This window comes from Mesorhizobium sp. M0701 (assembly GCF_040320365.1).
Taxonomy (GTDB): domain Bacteria; phylum Pseudomonadota; class Alphaproteobacteria; order Rhizobiales; family Rhizobiaceae; genus Mesorhizobium.
In genome coordinates this window covers 21,159-36,650 of sequence record NZ_JAMYPO010000030.1, presented here as the reverse complement: position 1 = coordinate 36,650, position 15,492 = coordinate 21,159, and the positions used below count along the sequence as shown (strand labels likewise).

Annotated in this window: 18 protein-coding genes; 12 read left to right on the top strand and 6 right to left on the bottom strand. The window is 63.0% G+C overall.

The genetic code is table 11. From position 1 onward, the window contains the following. Nucleotides 1-152: 152 nt before the first annotated feature. On the top strand, nt 153-902 hold the full coding sequence (locus tag NKI24_RS24350; protein WP_352450193.1) for a DUF1223 domain-containing protein: 750 nt from the start codon (nt 153-155) through the stop codon (nt 900-902). 613 nt (nt 903-1,515) lie between these two features. Further along, nucleotides 1,516-1,902 carry a DUF2794 domain-containing protein gene (locus tag NKI24_RS24345; protein ID WP_031212724.1) on the top strand — a complete coding sequence of 129 codons (387 nt, stop codon included), beginning with the start codon at nt 1,516-1,518 and terminating at the stop codon, nt 1,900-1,902. A gap of 4 nt (nt 1,903-1,906) precedes the next feature. Here NKI24_RS24345 and NKI24_RS24340 read toward each other — a convergent pair whose 3' ends face one another. From NKI24_RS24340 to NKI24_RS24325, 4 genes are all read right to left on the bottom strand, one after another. Beyond that, nucleotides 1,907-2,476 carry a GNAT family N-acetyltransferase gene (locus NKI24_RS24340; RefSeq protein WP_352680609.1) on the bottom strand — a complete coding sequence of 190 codons (570 nt, stop codon included), beginning with the start codon at nt 2,474-2,476 and terminating at the stop codon, nt 1,907-1,909. Nucleotides 2,477-2,585: 109 nt separating this feature from the next. Then, complete coding sequence (locus tag NKI24_RS24335; protein WP_254817871.1) at nt 2,586-3,365, bottom strand: Bax inhibitor-1/YccA family protein; 780 nt, start codon at nt 3,363-3,365, stop codon at nt 2,586-2,588. Nucleotides 3,366-3,585: 220 nt separating this feature from the next. Then, a complete protein-coding gene (locus NKI24_RS24330; protein ID WP_352749064.1) occupies nt 3,586-6,135 on the bottom strand; it encodes an ABC transporter permease in 2,550 nt (849 codons plus the stop codon). Beyond that, nucleotides 6,135-6,845: an ABC transporter ATP-binding protein gene (locus tag NKI24_RS24325; RefSeq protein ID WP_352749007.1), complete on the bottom strand. Its 711-nt coding sequence runs from the start codon at nt 6,843-6,845 to the stop codon at nt 6,135-6,137. The genes NKI24_RS24330 and NKI24_RS24325 overlap by 1 nt, the downstream gene beginning before the upstream one ends. Nucleotides 6,846-6,952: 107 nt before the next feature. On the opposite strand from NKI24_RS24325, the gene NKI24_RS24320 reads away from it, so the two are divergent. The 4 genes from NKI24_RS24320 (at nt 6,953) to NKI24_RS24305 (ending at nt 9,059) form a co-directional block, all read left to right on the top strand. Continuing rightward, the gene (locus NKI24_RS24320) at nt 6,953-7,597 is read left to right on the top strand and encodes an arylesterase (RefSeq protein ID WP_352450197.1); all 645 of its coding nucleotides are present in this window, start codon (nt 6,953-6,955) and stop codon (nt 7,595-7,597) included. Between the two features lie 137 nt (nt 7,598-7,734). Beyond that, nucleotides 7,735-8,331 (top strand): RNA 2',3'-cyclic phosphodiesterase, encoded by a 597-nt coding sequence (thpR, locus tag NKI24_RS24315; RefSeq protein WP_352450198.1) that lies wholly within the window; start codon nt 7,735-7,737, stop codon nt 8,329-8,331. A gap of 6 nt (nt 8,332-8,337) precedes the next feature. After that, complete coding sequence (locus NKI24_RS24310) at nt 8,338-8,634, top strand: 4a-hydroxytetrahydrobiopterin dehydratase (protein WP_023679826.1); 297 nt, start codon at nt 8,338-8,340, stop codon at nt 8,632-8,634. Nucleotides 8,635-8,693: 59 nt separating this feature from the next. Further along, nucleotides 8,694-9,059, top strand: coding sequence for a YkvA family protein (locus tag NKI24_RS24305; RefSeq protein ID WP_352749004.1), 366 nt, complete (start codon nt 8,694-8,696; stop codon nt 9,057-9,059). A gap of 40 nt (nt 9,060-9,099) precedes the next feature. Here the strand turns inward: NKI24_RS24305 and NKI24_RS24300 are convergent, their stop codons facing one another. Next, a complete protein-coding gene (locus NKI24_RS24300) occupies nt 9,100-9,708 on the bottom strand; it encodes a methyltransferase family protein (protein ID WP_352456357.1) in 609 nt (202 codons plus the stop codon). Between the two features lie 360 nt (nt 9,709-10,068). Here NKI24_RS24300 and NKI24_RS24295 point away from each other — a divergent pair, with 360 nt between their 5' ends. The 4 genes from NKI24_RS24295 to NKI24_RS24280 all read left to right on the top strand — a co-directional run bounded on the left by NKI24_RS24295 (nt 10,069) and on the right by NKI24_RS24280 (nt 12,850). Next, complete coding sequence (locus NKI24_RS24295; protein ID WP_023721899.1) at nt 10,069-10,575, top strand: invasion associated locus B family protein; 507 nt, start codon at nt 10,069-10,071, stop codon at nt 10,573-10,575. A gap of 144 nt (nt 10,576-10,719) precedes the next feature. Then, on the top strand, nt 10,720-11,952 hold the full coding sequence (gene rlmN, locus NKI24_RS24290; protein WP_352748284.1) for a dual-specificity RNA methyltransferase RlmN: 1,233 nt from the start codon (nt 10,720-10,722) through the stop codon (nt 11,950-11,952). Then, a complete protein-coding gene (locus NKI24_RS24285; protein ID WP_352470834.1) occupies nt 11,949-12,374 on the top strand; it encodes a hypothetical protein in 426 nt (141 codons plus the stop codon). The genes rlmN and NKI24_RS24285 overlap by 4 nt, the downstream gene beginning before the upstream one ends. Then, nucleotides 12,371-12,850: a hypothetical protein gene (locus NKI24_RS24280; protein ID WP_352470835.1), complete on the top strand. Its 480-nt coding sequence runs from the start codon at nt 12,371-12,373 to the stop codon at nt 12,848-12,850. The genes NKI24_RS24285 and NKI24_RS24280 overlap by 4 nt, the downstream gene beginning before the upstream one ends. On the opposite strand, the gene NKI24_RS24275 is transcribed toward NKI24_RS24280, so the two are convergent. Continuing rightward, entirely contained in the window at nt 12,822-13,463 is a 642-nt protein-coding gene (locus NKI24_RS24275) for a LysE family translocator (protein WP_352470836.1), read from the bottom strand. The two genes, NKI24_RS24280 and NKI24_RS24275, sit on opposite strands and share 29 nt — an antisense overlap. Before the next feature lie 168 nt (nt 13,464-13,631). On the opposite strand from NKI24_RS24275, the gene NKI24_RS24270 reads away from it, so the two are divergent. Together NKI24_RS24270 and NKI24_RS24265 are read left to right on the top strand one after the other, a co-directional pair. Further along, nucleotides 13,632-14,855 (top strand): argininosuccinate synthase, encoded by a 1,224-nt coding sequence (locus tag NKI24_RS24270; RefSeq protein WP_352685353.1) that lies wholly within the window; start codon nt 13,632-13,634, stop codon nt 14,853-14,855. A 163-nt stretch (nt 14,856-15,018) separates the two neighbouring features. Further along, a complete protein-coding gene (locus NKI24_RS24265) occupies nt 15,019-15,339 on the top strand; it encodes a hypothetical protein (protein ID WP_352748999.1) in 321 nt (106 codons plus the stop codon). Nucleotides 15,340-15,492: the final 153 nt, after the last annotated feature.

Sequence of the window (15,492 nt, the reverse complement as noted above, 5' to 3'; positions counted from 1 at the left end):
CCATCGTGAAGTGCAAGTCCACCTATTGCGCCCTTGCCAGCGGTTGCAACGGCAAAATTTCACCGCAACGTGACTTCCCGTTGACTGCCGCTTCTGCCACATATTTCGACAACCAGAACAAAGCCGGCGTCACCGGCGGGATCGGAACGGCCATGCCATCTCGAAGACCATTGCGGCTTGCGGCCCTTGCGCTGGCCCTCTCGGCGTTTGCCGGCAGGGCCCTTGCCGAGCCAACCGACAAGCCATTAGGCGTCGTCGAGCTCTTCACCAGCCAGGGATGCAACTCCTGTCCGCCGGCCGACGAATTCTTCGCCGAGCTTGCCGCCAAGGAGGACATCGTCGCGCTCGCCTATCATGTCGATTATTGGGATTACCTCGGCTGGCAGGACACGCTGAGCCGCAAGGAAAATACCGAGCGGCAATACGAGTATATGCGCGCCTTCGGCAGTCGTTCCGTCTACACCCCGCAAGCCGTCATAAACGGCCGCAGCCATGTCAACGGCGCCAGCCGCGAGGAAGTCGACGGCGCGCTGGCCCGCATGGAGAGGGTCGGCGAAGGCATGCGCGTCGGCATCAAGGTCAGCCGGACCAGCGATCGCGTCATGATCGATGCCGGCGACGCCGTTAGCGGCCCCACCGACGCGCATGTCGTCATCGTCTATTTCAACCCGCCACAGACGATAAAGATCGGCAAGGGCGAAAACAGCGGCCGCAGCATGACCTACTGGAACGCCGTCTCCACCATCCAGACCGCCGGCATGTGGCACGGCAAGGCGCAGCGCTACGAACTGCCGATGAGCGAGATCGCCAAGAAGGGCGGCTGCGCCGTGCTGCTGCAGTCGGTCGGCAAGGACGGCATGCCCGGTCCGATCCTGGGTGCAGCCTTTATCCGCAAGCCTTAAGCGGGGACCTCTCCTTCTCCCCTTGTGGGAGAAGGTGGATCGGCGCGCAGCGCCGAGACGGTTGAGGGGTGCTGGAAGAATTGAGGCGGCGGCGATTTCAAGGAAATTGCCAAGCTGGAACACCCCTCATCCGTCGCCTTCGGCGACACCTTCTCCCACAAGGGGAGAAGGGAGAACCGCGCTCAACCTTCTGATGGCAGCCAATCCGGACGGATCGCACCGCCACGGCTCCGGCCAATAAAAAACCGGCGTCAGCTTGCTTCTGACGCCGGTCATTTAGGTTTTGGGATCGTCGCACCCGATCTTTCCAAGGAAAAACCGAGGTTGGTTCGATCCGACGCAGACCCGTGGGCGGGGGGCTTGGGGTTTACGAGCCGGTGCCGGACCGAACCGTCTCAGGCAACACCGGTAAATTCGTCGGACATTGGGGCATGAGCACGGATAAAAAAAGGCAGGATTGTGGCGAAGCATCACCAATTCCAACAGGCGTTTCGCAAACGTGACTGGACGCTGGAGAAACCGCGCGGTGCTGGCCTTGCCCGGCCGGGCCTTGCAATTCGGCAACGAAAGCGCCAACTTTGGTCGGCGTACGATTCATTGCGAGGATCCAGGCATGACTGATCGCAGCAGCGGGACGGAGGATGGGGACGCATCCGCAATATTGATCCCGCTGCATGAGGCAAGACGCGAACGCCTGGACCAGCCGGTGCGGTTCGACCGGCGCGAACTGGACCAGATCCTCAGGCTCTACGGCCGTATGGTTGCCGCCAACGAGTGGCGCGACTATGCCATCGACCATCTCGCCGACCGCGCCGTTTTTTCCGTCTTCCGCCGCACCAGCGAAGTGCCGCTTTTCCAGATCGTCAAGGATCCGAAGCTGGCGCGCCGGCAAGGCGCGTTCGCCGTCATCGCCGCCGGCGGGCGCATCCTCAAGCGCGGCCAGGAACTCGGCCGGGTGCTTGGCGTGTTCGACCGAACACTGAAGCTGGTCGAGGCGTAACTCTTTATTTTTGCTGGCGGAACTTCCGCTCGGGCAGCGATTGCGCATCAGGCGGGATGGACGCCCCGCCATTGATCGGCAGTTGCATGAACACCGTGTCCAGCCAGCGTCCGTGCTTGTAGCCTGAGCCTTCCAGGCGGCCGGAATGGCGAAAGCCGAGCTTTTCGTGCAGCCGTACCGAGGCGCTGTCGTGCCGGCCGTCGCCGATCACCGCGATGATCTGGCGAAAGCCCGCCGCCTTGGCCGCTTCGATCAGCCCTTGCATCAGGAGCAGCCCGACGCCTTGCCCTTTGGCCTCGGGCGCGACATAGACGGAATCCTCAACGACGAAGCGGTAGGCCGGGCGTGGCCGGAACGCCCCGGCATAGGCATAGCCGAGCACGCCGCCGGCCTTTTCCGCCACGAGATAGGGAAAGCCGCCCGCCATCAGGCTGTCGAAGCGCGCGCCCATCTCGGTGCGGCTTGGCGGTTCGAGTTCATAGCTCGCCGTGCCATTCGTCACCGCGTCGGCATAGATTTCCGTGATCCGGTCGAGATCGGCCGACGTCGCGGCCCGCAAGGTGATGCTGCTCATAATTTAGGCACGTCGTTCATCTGCCTATATCACAGCAAAAGCCGGCACAAAAGAAAAGAGCGGCCATTGGGCCGCCCTTTCCAAACTCGCTGGTCCAGGAAAACCGTATTTAGCGACGGTCGCCCATGAACTGCAGCAGAAACATAAATAGGTTGATGAAGTCGAGATAGAGCCTCAATGCGCCCATAATCGCCTTGCGGCCGGCGACATCAGTCTCGTCGCCCTCGAAGTACATCTCCTTGATGTTCTGCGTGTCGTAGGCGGTGAGGCCCGCGAAGATCAGCACGCCGATCGCCGAAACGGCGAAGGAAAGCGCCGACGACTGCAGGAAGATGTTGATCACCATCGCGATGATCAGGCCGACCAGGCCCATGACCAGGAACGACCCGAACGCCGAGAGATCGCGCTTGGTCGTGTAGCCGTAGAGCGACAGCCCGCCAAAGGCGGCGGCGGTGGCGAAGAAGGTCTGCGAGATACTGGCGGTGGTGTAGACCAGGAAGATCGACGACAGCGACAGGCCGACGAGGCCGGCGTAGACCCAGAACGTCGTCTGCGCGGCCGAAACGCTCATCGACTGGACTCGGAACGACAGGAACATCACCGCTGCCAGAGGGGCGAAGATCACCAGCCATTTCAGCGGCGAGCCGAAGATCGCGTAGCCGAACGAGGTCAGCATCTCGCCGCTTGGCAACGTCGCGACGGCCGAGGCGGGATCGCTGGTGGTGGCCAGCATGATTGTGCCGACCGCAGCAAGGCCGGTGATGAGGAGGCCAAGCCCCATCAGATTGTAGACCTTAATCATGTAGGCCCGCAGGCCCTGGTCGATGGCAGCATCGACGCCGGCGCCGGGCACGGCGCGCGTCTGATAATTGCGAACGGGATCAGCCATGGAAATCCTCATATTGCTTCTGCCCCGTCCGGTGTCAGGTCCTTTTGAACCCAGGCGCCGCTGGCGGGGCTCCAGCATGCCTGCGCCGAAATATGATGGTTCTTGGCGTAAAGGACAAGACCGTAACCAAGCGTAATGCTCCGTGAAGTGCCAGAGATACGGTTTTATTGGCCTTCCCCGCCCGGAACATTACCGAGATTTAATCAAAACCGGCTCTGGCTCAAAGATTTCGGAGCACCGGCGCCGCCTTGTGGCCCAGCACCCGCCACGTGCCGGCAAGGCCGATGCCGACCGTGACCACCAGCGAAAAGCCGATGGTCGCCACCGCCACTTCGGGCATGAAATGCGATGGCAGCGTCATGATGCGCGCGACGACGAACCATGCCGCCACACCGCCCGCCGCCAGCGCGAAGATCGCAGTGGCAAGGCCGATCAGCATGTATTCCAGCGAAAACGCGGCGATCAGCGTTTTCCTGGTCGCACCCAGGGTCTTCAGCACCACCGCGTCGTGAATGCGAGCCCGGTTGCCGGCGGCGAGCGCCCCGGCCAGCACCAGCACCGAGGCGATCAACGCCACGCCCGCTGCTGCCCTGATTGCTGTGCCGAGCTGCGCCACCAGCCGGTTGACGATTTCGAGCGCGTCCTTGACCCTGACCGTCGTCACCGCGGGAAAGGCACGCGTGACGGCGTTGAGAAGATGCGCATCGTCGGCTGCCGACGCATTCGTCTCGGTCAGCGTCGCCAACCAGCCATGCGGCGCACCGGCGAATGTGTTGGGCGAGAACACCATGACGAAATTGATGCCCATGGTTTCCCATTCGACCTGGCGGAAATTGGCGATCTTGGCCGTGATGTTGCGGCCGAGCACGTTGACGGTGATGGTGTCGCCGAGCTTCAGCCCGATCTCTTTGCCTTCCTCGGCGGAAAACGAGACCAGCGGCTCGCCGGCATAGTTCTCCGGCCACCAGCTGCCCTCGGTCAGCGTCGCATTCTCCGGCAGCTTTGCGTCATAGGTCAGGCCGCGATCGCCGCGCAGTACCCAGGCGCCTTCGGCCGGAACCTTGACCTTGTCGACATCGACGCCGTTGAGCGCCATCACCCGGCCGCGCAGCATCGGCACCTTGATCAGCCTGCCTTGCGGTGCCTCTTTGCCGACCAGCGCGGAGAAGGCATCGACGTCACCGCTCTGGATATCGACGTAGAAGAAGTTCGGTGCCCTTTCCGGCAGGCTGCCCGAGATCTGCCGCCTGAGATTGCCGTCGATCAGCGCCAGCGTCACCAGCAGCGTCAGCCCGAGTCCCAACGACAGCACCACGGACGGCGTCAAGGCGCCAGGCCGATGGATGTTGCCGATGGCGAGCCTGAGCGCGGTCGAGCGCACGCGCGGGCTTTTCTTCGCCGCCCACTGCACCAGCGAGCCGACCACACGCAGCACCAGGAACGAAAAGATCGTGGCGCCAACGAAGATCGAGGCAATACGGCGGTCGCCGGAAAACAGGATCGCCAGTACCGCGAGCAGCAGCGCGATGCCCAATGCCGCGGCGATATAGAGCGGGCGGGGAAAACCGCGGCCCTCGAAACCCATTTCGCGAAACAGCGCCGTTGCCGGCACGTCGCGTGCGCGGCCGAGCGGCAGCAAGGCGAAAGCCAGCGTCACCAGCAGCCCGAACAGCGCTGCCATGCCGAGGGCGCCGGGATAGAACCCACCTTCCGCCGGCACTGGAATGACCGATTGGAGTGCCGCGCTGGCCGCGAACGGCATCAGCGCGCCAAGCACAAGGCCTAGCGTGATGCCGAGGGCGGCGATCATCAGGATCTGCACCAGATAGACGGCAAAGACGAACCCGCCCGAAGCCCCCAGGCTCTTGAAGGTGGCGATGACGCCGCGCTTGCCGTCGAGATAGGCACGCACGGCATTGGCCACGCCGACGCCGCCGACCACCAGCGCCGTCAACCCAACCAGCGTCAGGAATTGCGAAAACCGTTCGATGTTGGAGGACAGCGCCGGCGCTGCGTTGCTGCGGGTGCGGATCGACCAGCCGGCCCGCGGGAACTGGTTTGCCGCCTGCTCCTGGATCGCCTTGATCTGTGCCTCAGTGGTGCCGCCGGGCAGGCGGACCTTATAGGCGTTCTCGACCAGGCTGCCCGGCTGGATCAGGCCGGAAGCGGCAAGCCCGTCGGTCGACACCATCAGCCGCGGCGCAAAACCGAAGCCATCCGACACTGCATCCGGCTCGTTGACCAGCCTGGCGCGCAGCTCGAACGTCGCGCTGCCGAGCTTTAGCCGGTCACCGATGCCAAGGTTCAGCCGCTCGAACAAGAGGTCCGGGGCGGCGGCGCCGAAGACGCCGGATTTTTCGCCGAACAGATCCTCTCGCGACAGCACCGGCTCGGTCTCCAGCGCACCATAGAGCGGATAGGCGCCGTCGACCGCCTTGGCCTCGACCAGCGCCTGGTCGGAGCCGTCCTCGAGCCTCGCCATCGAGCGCATATTGGCGCTGTGCGAAACCGTGCCAAGCCGGTCGAGGAAGCTGCGTTCGGCTCTGGTCGGATCGCGCTGGTTGAGCTGGAAGCGGAGATCACCGCCGAGCAGCGTCTGGCCCTGGTCGGCAACACCGGCGGAAATAGCCTGCGCCACCGAATTGACGCCGCCGATCGCAGCGACGCCGAGCGCGATGCAGGCAAGGAAGATCAGGAAGCCGGACAGCCCGCCACGCATTTCGCGCAGCGAAAACCGAAAGGCGAGCCTCAGCGTGCGCGCCAGCGGCATCATGCGGTCACCTTGCCAGCCCTGGTGGCCGGGTTAGGCGCGTCTTCGATCAGCCCCGACCGCATCGACACCTGGCGCGAGCAGCGCACCGCGAGTAGCGGGTCATGCGTGACCAGCACCAGCGTCATGCCGCGTTCGGCCGCCTTGGCAAACAGCAGGTCGGCGACGTGCCGCCCCGTTGCCTGGTCGAGATTGCCGGTCGGCTCGTCGGCGATCAGGATGCGCGGCGACGGCGCCAGCGCCCGGGCGATCGCCACGCGCTGCTGCTCGCCGCCAGACAATTCGCCGGGGTAATGGGTGACGCGATCGCTGAGACCGACCGCCGCCAGCTCGCGCGCCGCCACGCCGAATGGATCGACATGGCCGGCAAGCTCCAGCGGGACAGCAACGTTTTCCAGCGCCGTCATATTAGGGATGAGATGGAAAGACTGGAACACGATGCCGATGTTTCGTCCCCGAAACGATGCGATCTGATCTTCGCTTTTGCCGTTGAGCAGCTCGCCGGCAATTCGGACCGTCCCCGAATCGACCCTTTCAAGCCCGGCCAAAACCATCAGCAATGTCGACTTTCCCGAACCTGAAGGTCCAACGATGCCTGTCGCTTCGCCGCCCGCCACATCGAGGCTGACGCCCTTCAGCACATGGACCGAGGATGCACCTTCGCCGAGCGTCAGCGATACGTCTTTCAGCGAAATGACGGCTTCTTCCAAAATCAAATCGTCCTATATGGGGGATGAAGGCTAGAGCATCCGATGCTCGACAAAGACGAAAACCTGCCTTCGCCAACAGATGTTCCTGGTCATATGGGGCCTGCCGCATGGCTTTCAAACACACCTTTGCCGCAGCCTTCGCCCTTTTCCTCGCCATTTGCGGCGCCATTTCGTCGGCGCGCGCCGAACCGTTCACCATTGTCGGTTTCGGCGACAGCTTGATGGCGGGTTATGGCCTCGGGCCAGGTCAGGGCTTCACCGAGAAGTTGCAGGCGGCGCTGCGCGCCAAGGGCTACGATGTCACGGTCGCCAATGCCGGCGTCTCCGGCGATACGACGAGCGGCGGCCTGTCGCGGCTCGACTGGTCGGTGCCGGACGGCACGCAGCTGGTCATCCTGGAGCTCGGCGCCAATGACATGCTGCGCGGCGTTTCGCCCGCCATAGCGGAAAAGAACCTGGACGCCATGCTGGCAAAGCTGAAGCAGCGCAAGATCGCCGTTTTGCTGGCCGGAATGCGCGCGGCGCCCAATCTCGGCGCCGACTACCAGAACGCCTTTGACGCGACCTTTCCGAGACTGGCTGAAAAATATGGCGTGCCGCTCTATCCTTTCTTTCTCGAGGGCATCGCCGGTCAATCCGTCCTGCAACTCGAGGACGGCCTTCATCCAAACGCCCGAGGCGTCGACCGCATCGTCGAGGGTATCCTGCCCAGTGTGGAGAAGACCATTGAAGCGGTCCGGGGCAATTCCTGAAGGCGAGGGTTCGCCGTCGCAACACCTTCCGCAGGGGAAGCTTTTAGGCAGGCCTGCGACCAACAAACCCCTTGCCCCGTTTGAATATCGATGATTCGCTAGGGGCAAGAGTTCGATTCGAGGACAGGAGGCTTCCCATGCCGCGTCTTTTTACCGCCCTCGAGATACCGCGTGATGCCGCTCTTTCACTGTCCCTGCTCAGGGGCGGCCTGCCCGGAGCCCGCTGGATCGATGTCGAAAACTATCATCTGACGCTGCGCTTCATCGGCGATGTCGAGGGCCATGTCGCCGACGACATCGCCAATGCGCTTGACCGTGTTCACCGCCCGTCCTTCCCGCTGACGCTGTCCGGCGTCGGCGCCTTCGGCCAGAAGAAGCCGCATGCGGTGTGGGCCGGGGTCGCCGCTTCGCCCGATCTTTCCGCATTGCAGGCCGAGATCGAGCGCATCTGCCAGCGGCTCGGCATCCCGGCCGACCCGCGCAAGTTCATGCCGCATGTGACGCTGGCCCGCCTGCGCAATTCGAGCCCGCTCGACGTCGCCCAGTACCTGTCGGCACGCGGCAATTTTTCGACGCTGCCGTTCCGGGTCGGCCGCTTCGTGCTGATGTCGTCGCGCGATTCGGTTGGCGGCGGGCCTTACGTCGTCGAGGAGGCCTGGCCGCTTTCAGGTGCCGACAACCGCGTCGCCAGCCGTTTGGTCGGCGCCGCCGACGCTTCGCGGATCATGCGGTAGACGGACATGGCCAGGGAGAAACTAGCAAAAGAGGCGATCCGCGCCGAACTTGCCGGCCTCGACGGCTGGTCGCTGGCCAAGGATGGTGGCTCGATCACCCGCAGCTTCACCTTCAAGAATTTCTCCGAAGCCTTTGCCTTCATGACCCGCGTTGCCCTGGCCGCGGAGAAGATGGACCACCATCCCGACTGGTCGAACGTCTACAAGACGGTAAACGTGACCCTCAACACGCACGACGCCGGCGGCCTGACCGCGCTGGATTTCGATCTGGCCAGGAAAATGAACCGCTATTTCGGCGGCTGAGCCTATCTGCACCTTGCAGCGAGGTTCGGCTTTCACCACATTTTGCGTCGCGGTCACGCGTGAAGTCACGCGACGGCCGGAAGGATTTCTTCGGCCTCGGCAGCAAGCCGGGCAACGAGAGCGAAGTGCGCGAAAAGTTCTGGCGTACGGCGAAGAAGGCCGCCCGGCAGATCCCGTTCATGGAAGAGGTGGTCGCCGCCTATTACTGTGCCATGGACAAGAAGACGCCGCTGCGCGCCAAGGGCACCTTGCTGGCTGCGCTCGGCTATTTCGTGCTGCCGACGGACGTCATCCCCGATTTCATCCTTGGGCTAGGCTTCACCGACGACATCGCCGTGCTGACCGCCGCGATTACCGCCGTCAGCGCCCACATCACGCCGGCGCACCGGCTCGCCGCCAGGCAGGCCATCGCCGACAAGAGCTGAGCCGGTACGGCGCAAAAAATCGCGCGAGACTTTCCGGCCGTCAAACCCACCGCCGCACCCGCGCCTTGTAGGCGCGATAGGCATCTCCGAACTTCCGCTCGAGATAGCGCTCTTCCGGCGCGATAACGCCGGTATTGATCACCCACAGCAGGGGGATGACGAGCGCGATAGCCCAAAGACTTCCGGCCGCGACGCCGAGGCCCAGATAGACGAGGGTCGTTCCCAGATAGAACGGATTCCTGGTGCGCCGATAGATACCGTCGACGACCAGCGCCGTCGTCGGCAAGGTCGGTGGTATGTTGGTGCCAGCGGCCTGAAAGCGGCCCGCCGCCATAAAGATGAACACGAAGCCGCACACCGCGAGCACAGCGCCGGTCAGATAGCGGGCGAGCGCCTGCCCGGCCATGACCGGGAGCGGCACGAGCACCTCGAGCACGGTTGCCGCCACCAGGAAGCCAAGGAAGATCAAAGGCGGCAGCGCAATGACCCCGGCCACGTCGGGCGCGCCCGATCCGCCCGCCGTCTCCCCGGCATCCGACCGGCGCACCGCGCCACCGGCCGTCCGCCGCATGGCGACACGAATGCCGAACACAATCGCCAGGACGGCTGTGCCGCCCGCGAGGATCAGGACTGTCTCGGAAACGGCCATGGCCAAATCTCCCGTAAGCCGCCAGGGAGGGCACCCTGGCCGAGCGCCGTAGCGGCGAACGCAGACATGGTACCGCCTGCAGGGAAATTCGTCACGCACCTCAAAAAGCGAGAATCGCGGCAAGACCTAGCTGCTTGAAAAGTCAAACTCTTGCCGTTTTCGTGGCCTCCAAGTCGCGGCAGGGACATTGCGCCAGCCGCTTTTTCGAGCGGCAGCGCGAAGACGGCGGCGGTTTCCTGGCGTGAACATCCTTTTCTCAGGGGAATTTCACCGTTTGGTAACCCAGATTAAATCAAAATGAAGCGACGGGCAGGACGCCGAGCCGGCCTGCCGCCGCACCAGTGGAATACGGGAAAAGCGATGCGCGGATTGATTGCTATAGTTTCCAGCCTGGCCCTGGTGGCCTTGACGGCGCCTGCGCTGGCGCAGTCGGCAACCAAGATCGGCCAGCATAATGCCTGGGGCACCTACAGTTATCAGGCGTCGGGCGGCGGCAAGGTCTGCTATGTCCTGACGGTGCCAACCGACAAGCAGCCGCCGACGCTCGATCACGGCGACATGTTCTTCTTCGTCAGCCAGCGGCCTGGGCAGCAAGTGTCCTACGAGCCGCAATTCATCGCCGGCTATACCTTCCAGGAAGGTTCCAAGGCCACCGTCACCATCGACAAGAAGTCTTTTTCGATGTTCACGCGCGGCAAGTCGGCCTGGGTCGAGAACGCCGCCGAGGAGCCGGTGCTGATAGCCGCGATGAAGACCGGCACCGACATGAAGGTGTCGGCCAAGTCCGGCCGCGGCAACACCACCACCTACGTCTTCTCGCTGAAGGGCATCTCGGCGGCGCTGGCCTCGATCGCCAAGTGCAAGTAGGCGGTTAGGCGCGGTCTTCCCTTCTCCCACAAGGGGAGAAGGAAGAACCCCGGCATGACTCCGCCGCTAACCTGTGCTATGCGCCGCGCTTGATTTCGGGCACGATGCTGTATTCGGCCGCAAATCGCTTATATTGGCGCAACAATGACCCTTACATTCGATCTTACCGCCGAAGGCGCGCGTGACGCGTTGCGCACCCACACGACGCCTGAAAAGCCGTCGCTGATCGGCTTGACGCGCGCCGAACTCGGGGCCGCCCTCGTCGCCGCCGGCATCGTGCCGGAGCGCCAGGCGAAAATGCGCGCCCAACAGCTCTGGCATTGGATCTATGTGCGCGGCGTTTCCGACTTTGCCGGCATGTTCAATATCTCCAAGGATCTGCGCGCCGCCCTCGACACGCATTTCACCGTTGCCAGGCCCGAGATCGTCGAGGAGCAGATTTCCTCCGACGGAACGCGCAAATGGCTGTTCCGCTTTCCGCCGCGCGGCGCTGGCCGGCCGGTCGAGATCGAGACCGTCTACATTCCCGAAGAAGGCCGCGGCACGCTGTGCATCTCTTCGCAGGTCGGCTGCACGCTGACCTGCTCCTTCTGCCACACCGGCACGCAGAAGCTGGTGCGCAACCTGACGGCGGAGGAAATCCTCGCCCAGCTCTTGACCGCCCGCGACCGGCTCGGCGACTTCCCCGACCGCGATACGCCCGACGGCGCCATCGTGCCGGCCGAGGGCAGGAGAGTGTCCAACGTCGTCATGATGGGCATGGGCGAGCCGCTCTACAATTTCGAGGCGGTGAAAAAGGCGCTGCTGATCGCATCCGACGGCGACGGGCTTTCCCTGTCGAAGAGGCGCATCACGCTGTCGACCTCCGGCGTCGTGCCCGAAATCTTCCGCACCGGCGAGGAGATCGGCGTCATGCTGGCGATCTCGCTGCACGCCACCAATGACGATTTGCGCGATCTCTTGGTGCCCATCAACAAGAAGTATCCGCTGAAGGATCTGATCGCTGCCTGCCGCGCCTATCCAGGCCTGTCGAACGCCAAGCGGATCACCTTCGAATATGTCATGCTGAAGGACGTCAACGATTCCATCGACGACGCCAAGGCGCTGATCAAGCTGCTCAAGGGCATTCCGGCCAAGATCAATCTGATCCCGTTCAACCCGTGGCCGGGCACCAACTACCAGTGCTCGGACTGGGAAACGATCGAGAAATTCGCCGATTACATCAACAATGCCGGCTATGCCTCGCCGATCCGCACGCCGCGCGGCCGCGACATCCTGGCCGCCTGCGGCCAGCTCAAGTCGGACTCCGAGCGCATGCGCAAGGTCGACCGGCTGGCGCTGGAAGCGATGATGATCGCGGGGCATGGCGAGGCGTGAAATACCTCAGGCGATTGGCAGTGACTTTGCTCTGCTACGCCCTGGCTGCCTTCACCATGTCTCTGGTCTTTTTCCTGCTCGATGCACTGATGTGGTGGCGTGTTCCCGCTTTCCTGTCCACTCGAGATAGTTGGTCGCTGTTGCTGCTTGGAGCGATGATCGCAGGCATCTTTGGCGCACCGCTGGCAATCCCGATGGTCATTGCTTCCCAAGTTCTCGAGGCGAGACGCTGGATTCTTTTTGTCGTCGGGGGAGCTTTCGTTGGGACGTGCGTATTTGCGGTCTGGAAACTGCATCCGTCGGCACAGAGGCCACCGGACGTTGACGTGTTGGTGGCCCTAATCATTGCGGGAAGCTTGGCAGGAGCCGTCTATCGCCTGGTCGAGAGCCGGTTCCTGCAAATGCCCGGACAATTCGCGTGAACCGCCTCGTCGCCTATCTGATCCGCTTCGCCGTCATCCTTGTCGGCTACGGCGTTGCTTCGCTGGCGGCAAGCGCCTTCCTTAACGTCATGTTCCTGGCGTCTCTTGGGCTGATAACGGACGAGACGCAACCGGCGGCGCAGGCGGCGCTGTGGTTTTCAATCCCCTTCGTCGCGCTGTTCGTCGCCTATTTCGCCTTCATGCCGGCCGCCATCGCCATCCTCGTCTCCGAGATCCTTGGCCGGCGTGACTGGCTGTTCTATGCGCTGGCGGGCGCAGCGGTGGCGGCGGTCTTCCTTGGCTTCGTCCACCAGACGGCCGATGCCAATTTCGAGGTTACCAATACCAGCGTCATGCTGGCGGTGATCGGCTGCGGCATGGTCGGCGGTATTTTCTACTGGCTGAGCGCCGGGCGCTCGGCCGGAAGCTGGCGTCAGATCGGACGCCCTATTTCGCCTGGGCCGTCAGGATCTTGAGCGCGAAGGCCGAAAAAACTCCGGCAAACAGATAGTCGACGACGCGGGTCACACGCGGGCTGGATTTCATCACGGCCGAGAATTTTTCCGCCGCCAGCACCATCGGCGCCGTTACCGGGATCGCCAGCACGACGAACATCGCGCCGAGGAAGAACAGCTTTCCCGGCGCGTCGGGATCATGCGCGGAGACGAATTGCGGCAGGAAGGTCATGAAGAACAGGATGATCTTCGGGTTGAGCAGATTGACCCCGAGCCCCGCCGCCCAGCTGCGGAACAGCGAGATCTGCGGCCCGCTCTTCTTCTCCGGTGAAAACGCCGACCCTTTTGTGATCGCCTGCCATGCCAGGAAGACCAGATAGCCGGCGCCAAAAATCTTCAGCACGAAGAACGCCATCGGCGAGGCGACGATCAGCGCCGAGACGCCGACCACCACCAGCGTGGTGTGAATCAGCGTGCCGCACAAGGCGCCGGCCATGGAGGCAAAGCCGGTGGCACGGCCCTGGCTCAGCGTGCGCGAGACGAACAGCGTCATGTCAGGCCCGGGCGTGATCGCCAGGATGAAGGTGGCGATGGAGAACTGGATAAGCGTCGTACTGTCGGGGATGAAGGACATGGCTCGTCTCGTAGCGGCAAAAGACGGCGCAGCCATAGCGCAAGAGCCGTGTGCTCGCCAGCCTCTTGGAGATGAAGCATCTGGTCCAGGCATCGTTCGTCCCTTGCGCTGGCCTAAAACGCCGTGATACCTCGCCCGCGAAGAACCCCTGTCGCGGAACTGCCCACCATGTCGAAAGCAAAAGCCGTCAAGAAAGTCGTGCTCGCCTATTCCGGCGGCCTTGACACCTCGATCATCCTGAAATGGCTGCAGACTGAACTCGGCGCCGAGGTCGTCACCTTCACCGCCGATCTCGGCCAGGGTGGCGAACTGGAGCCGGCCAGGCGCAAGGCCGAGATGATGGGCATCAAGGACATCCGCATCGTCGATGTCCGCGAGGAGTTCGTATCCGATTTCGTCTTTCCGATGTTCCGCGCCAACGCCGTCTATGAAGGCACCTATCTGCTCGGCACCTCGATCGCCCGGCCGCTGATTTCGAAACATCTTGTCGAAATCGCAAAAGAGACTGGCGCCGATGCCATCGCCCATGGCGCCACCGGCAAGGGCAACGATCAGGTGCGTTTCGAGCTTTCCGCCTATGCGCTGAACCCCGACATCAAGGTCATCGCGCCGTGGCGCGACTGGTCGTTCAAGTCGCGCACCGATCTCATCAACTTCGCCGAGCAGCACCAGATCCCGGTGCCGAAGGACAAGAAGGGCGACGCGCCGTTTTCCGTCGACGCCAACCTTCTGCACTCCTCCTCCGAGGGCAAGGTGCTGGAGGACCCGTGGACGGAACCGCCGGAATTCGTCCACCAGCGCACCATCTCGCCGATGGACGCGCCGGACAAGGTCACCGAGATCGAGATCGAATTCCTCAAGGGCGATCCGATCGCGCTCAACGGCAAGAAGCTGTCGCCGGCGACGATGCTGGCGGCGCTGAACGATCTCGGCCGTGACAATGGCATCGGCCGGCTCGACCTGGTCGAGAACCGTTTCGTCGGCATGAAATCGCGCGGTGTCTACGAGACCCCCGGCGGCACCATCCTGATCGCCGCCCACCGGGCGATCGAATCGATCACGCTCGACCGCGGTGCCGCCCATCTCAAGGACGAGTTCATGCCGCGCTATGCCGAGCTCATCTACAATGGCTTCTGGTTCGCGCCCGAGCGGCTGATGTTGCAGGCGATGATCGACAAGAGCCAGGAAGACGTCGAAGGCACCGTGCGGCTGAAGCTCTACAAGGGCAACGTCATGGTCAGCGGCCGCAAGTCGAGGAAGACGCTCTATTCCGACGCGCTGGTCACCTTCGAGGACGACCGCGGCGCCTACGACCAGAAGGATGCAGAAGGTTTCATCCGCCTCAACGCGCTGAGGCTGCGGACACTGGCGGCGCGCAATCGCAAGGGTTGATATTCCCAACAGGCCCAATGCTTAGATGAGTTAGGAACCCGGTGAGGACACCGGGTTTTATTTGGCGTCTCTAATATAATAGAAGCCGCGATTTCAGATCGTTTCCTGTTTGACCTTTCCGTGATTTGATCTTACTTCTCGTGCGGGTCGGAGGGCTTTGACAGTGAAAAACAGACTTTTTCTTCTGCTTGCGGCGGTGGCCGTCTTTACCGCGGGTCAGTCCACGCAAGTCCCGGCGGGGCAAACATCCAAGGTCCATACTTGCAAAAGTTTTGACGGCCCCTTCCAGATTCCCGCTTCCCAGAAATGCCCGTTGAGCGGCTACGCGCAGGGTCCCAGAGTCCCGACGGTCATCGGGGACAAGCCAAAAGCGGCTACCCCGGCGCCGCGGAATTCCAAATTCCGTACCTGCAAAAGTTTTGACGGCCCCTTCCAGATTCCCATTTCCCAGAAATGCCCGTTGAGCGGCTACGTGCATTATTGAGCGTGATGTGCCCAGGCGCTTGGCCACGCTTGGAGCTGGTTTCCTGCCCACGTTGGCTGTCCTGGCGAACTTGGCCGTCGCCAAAGCCAACGATGCCCCCCCTCCCTTGACCTTCCCGCGCTGGTCGAGTGCAGGGCTGACGTTCCGACCTAT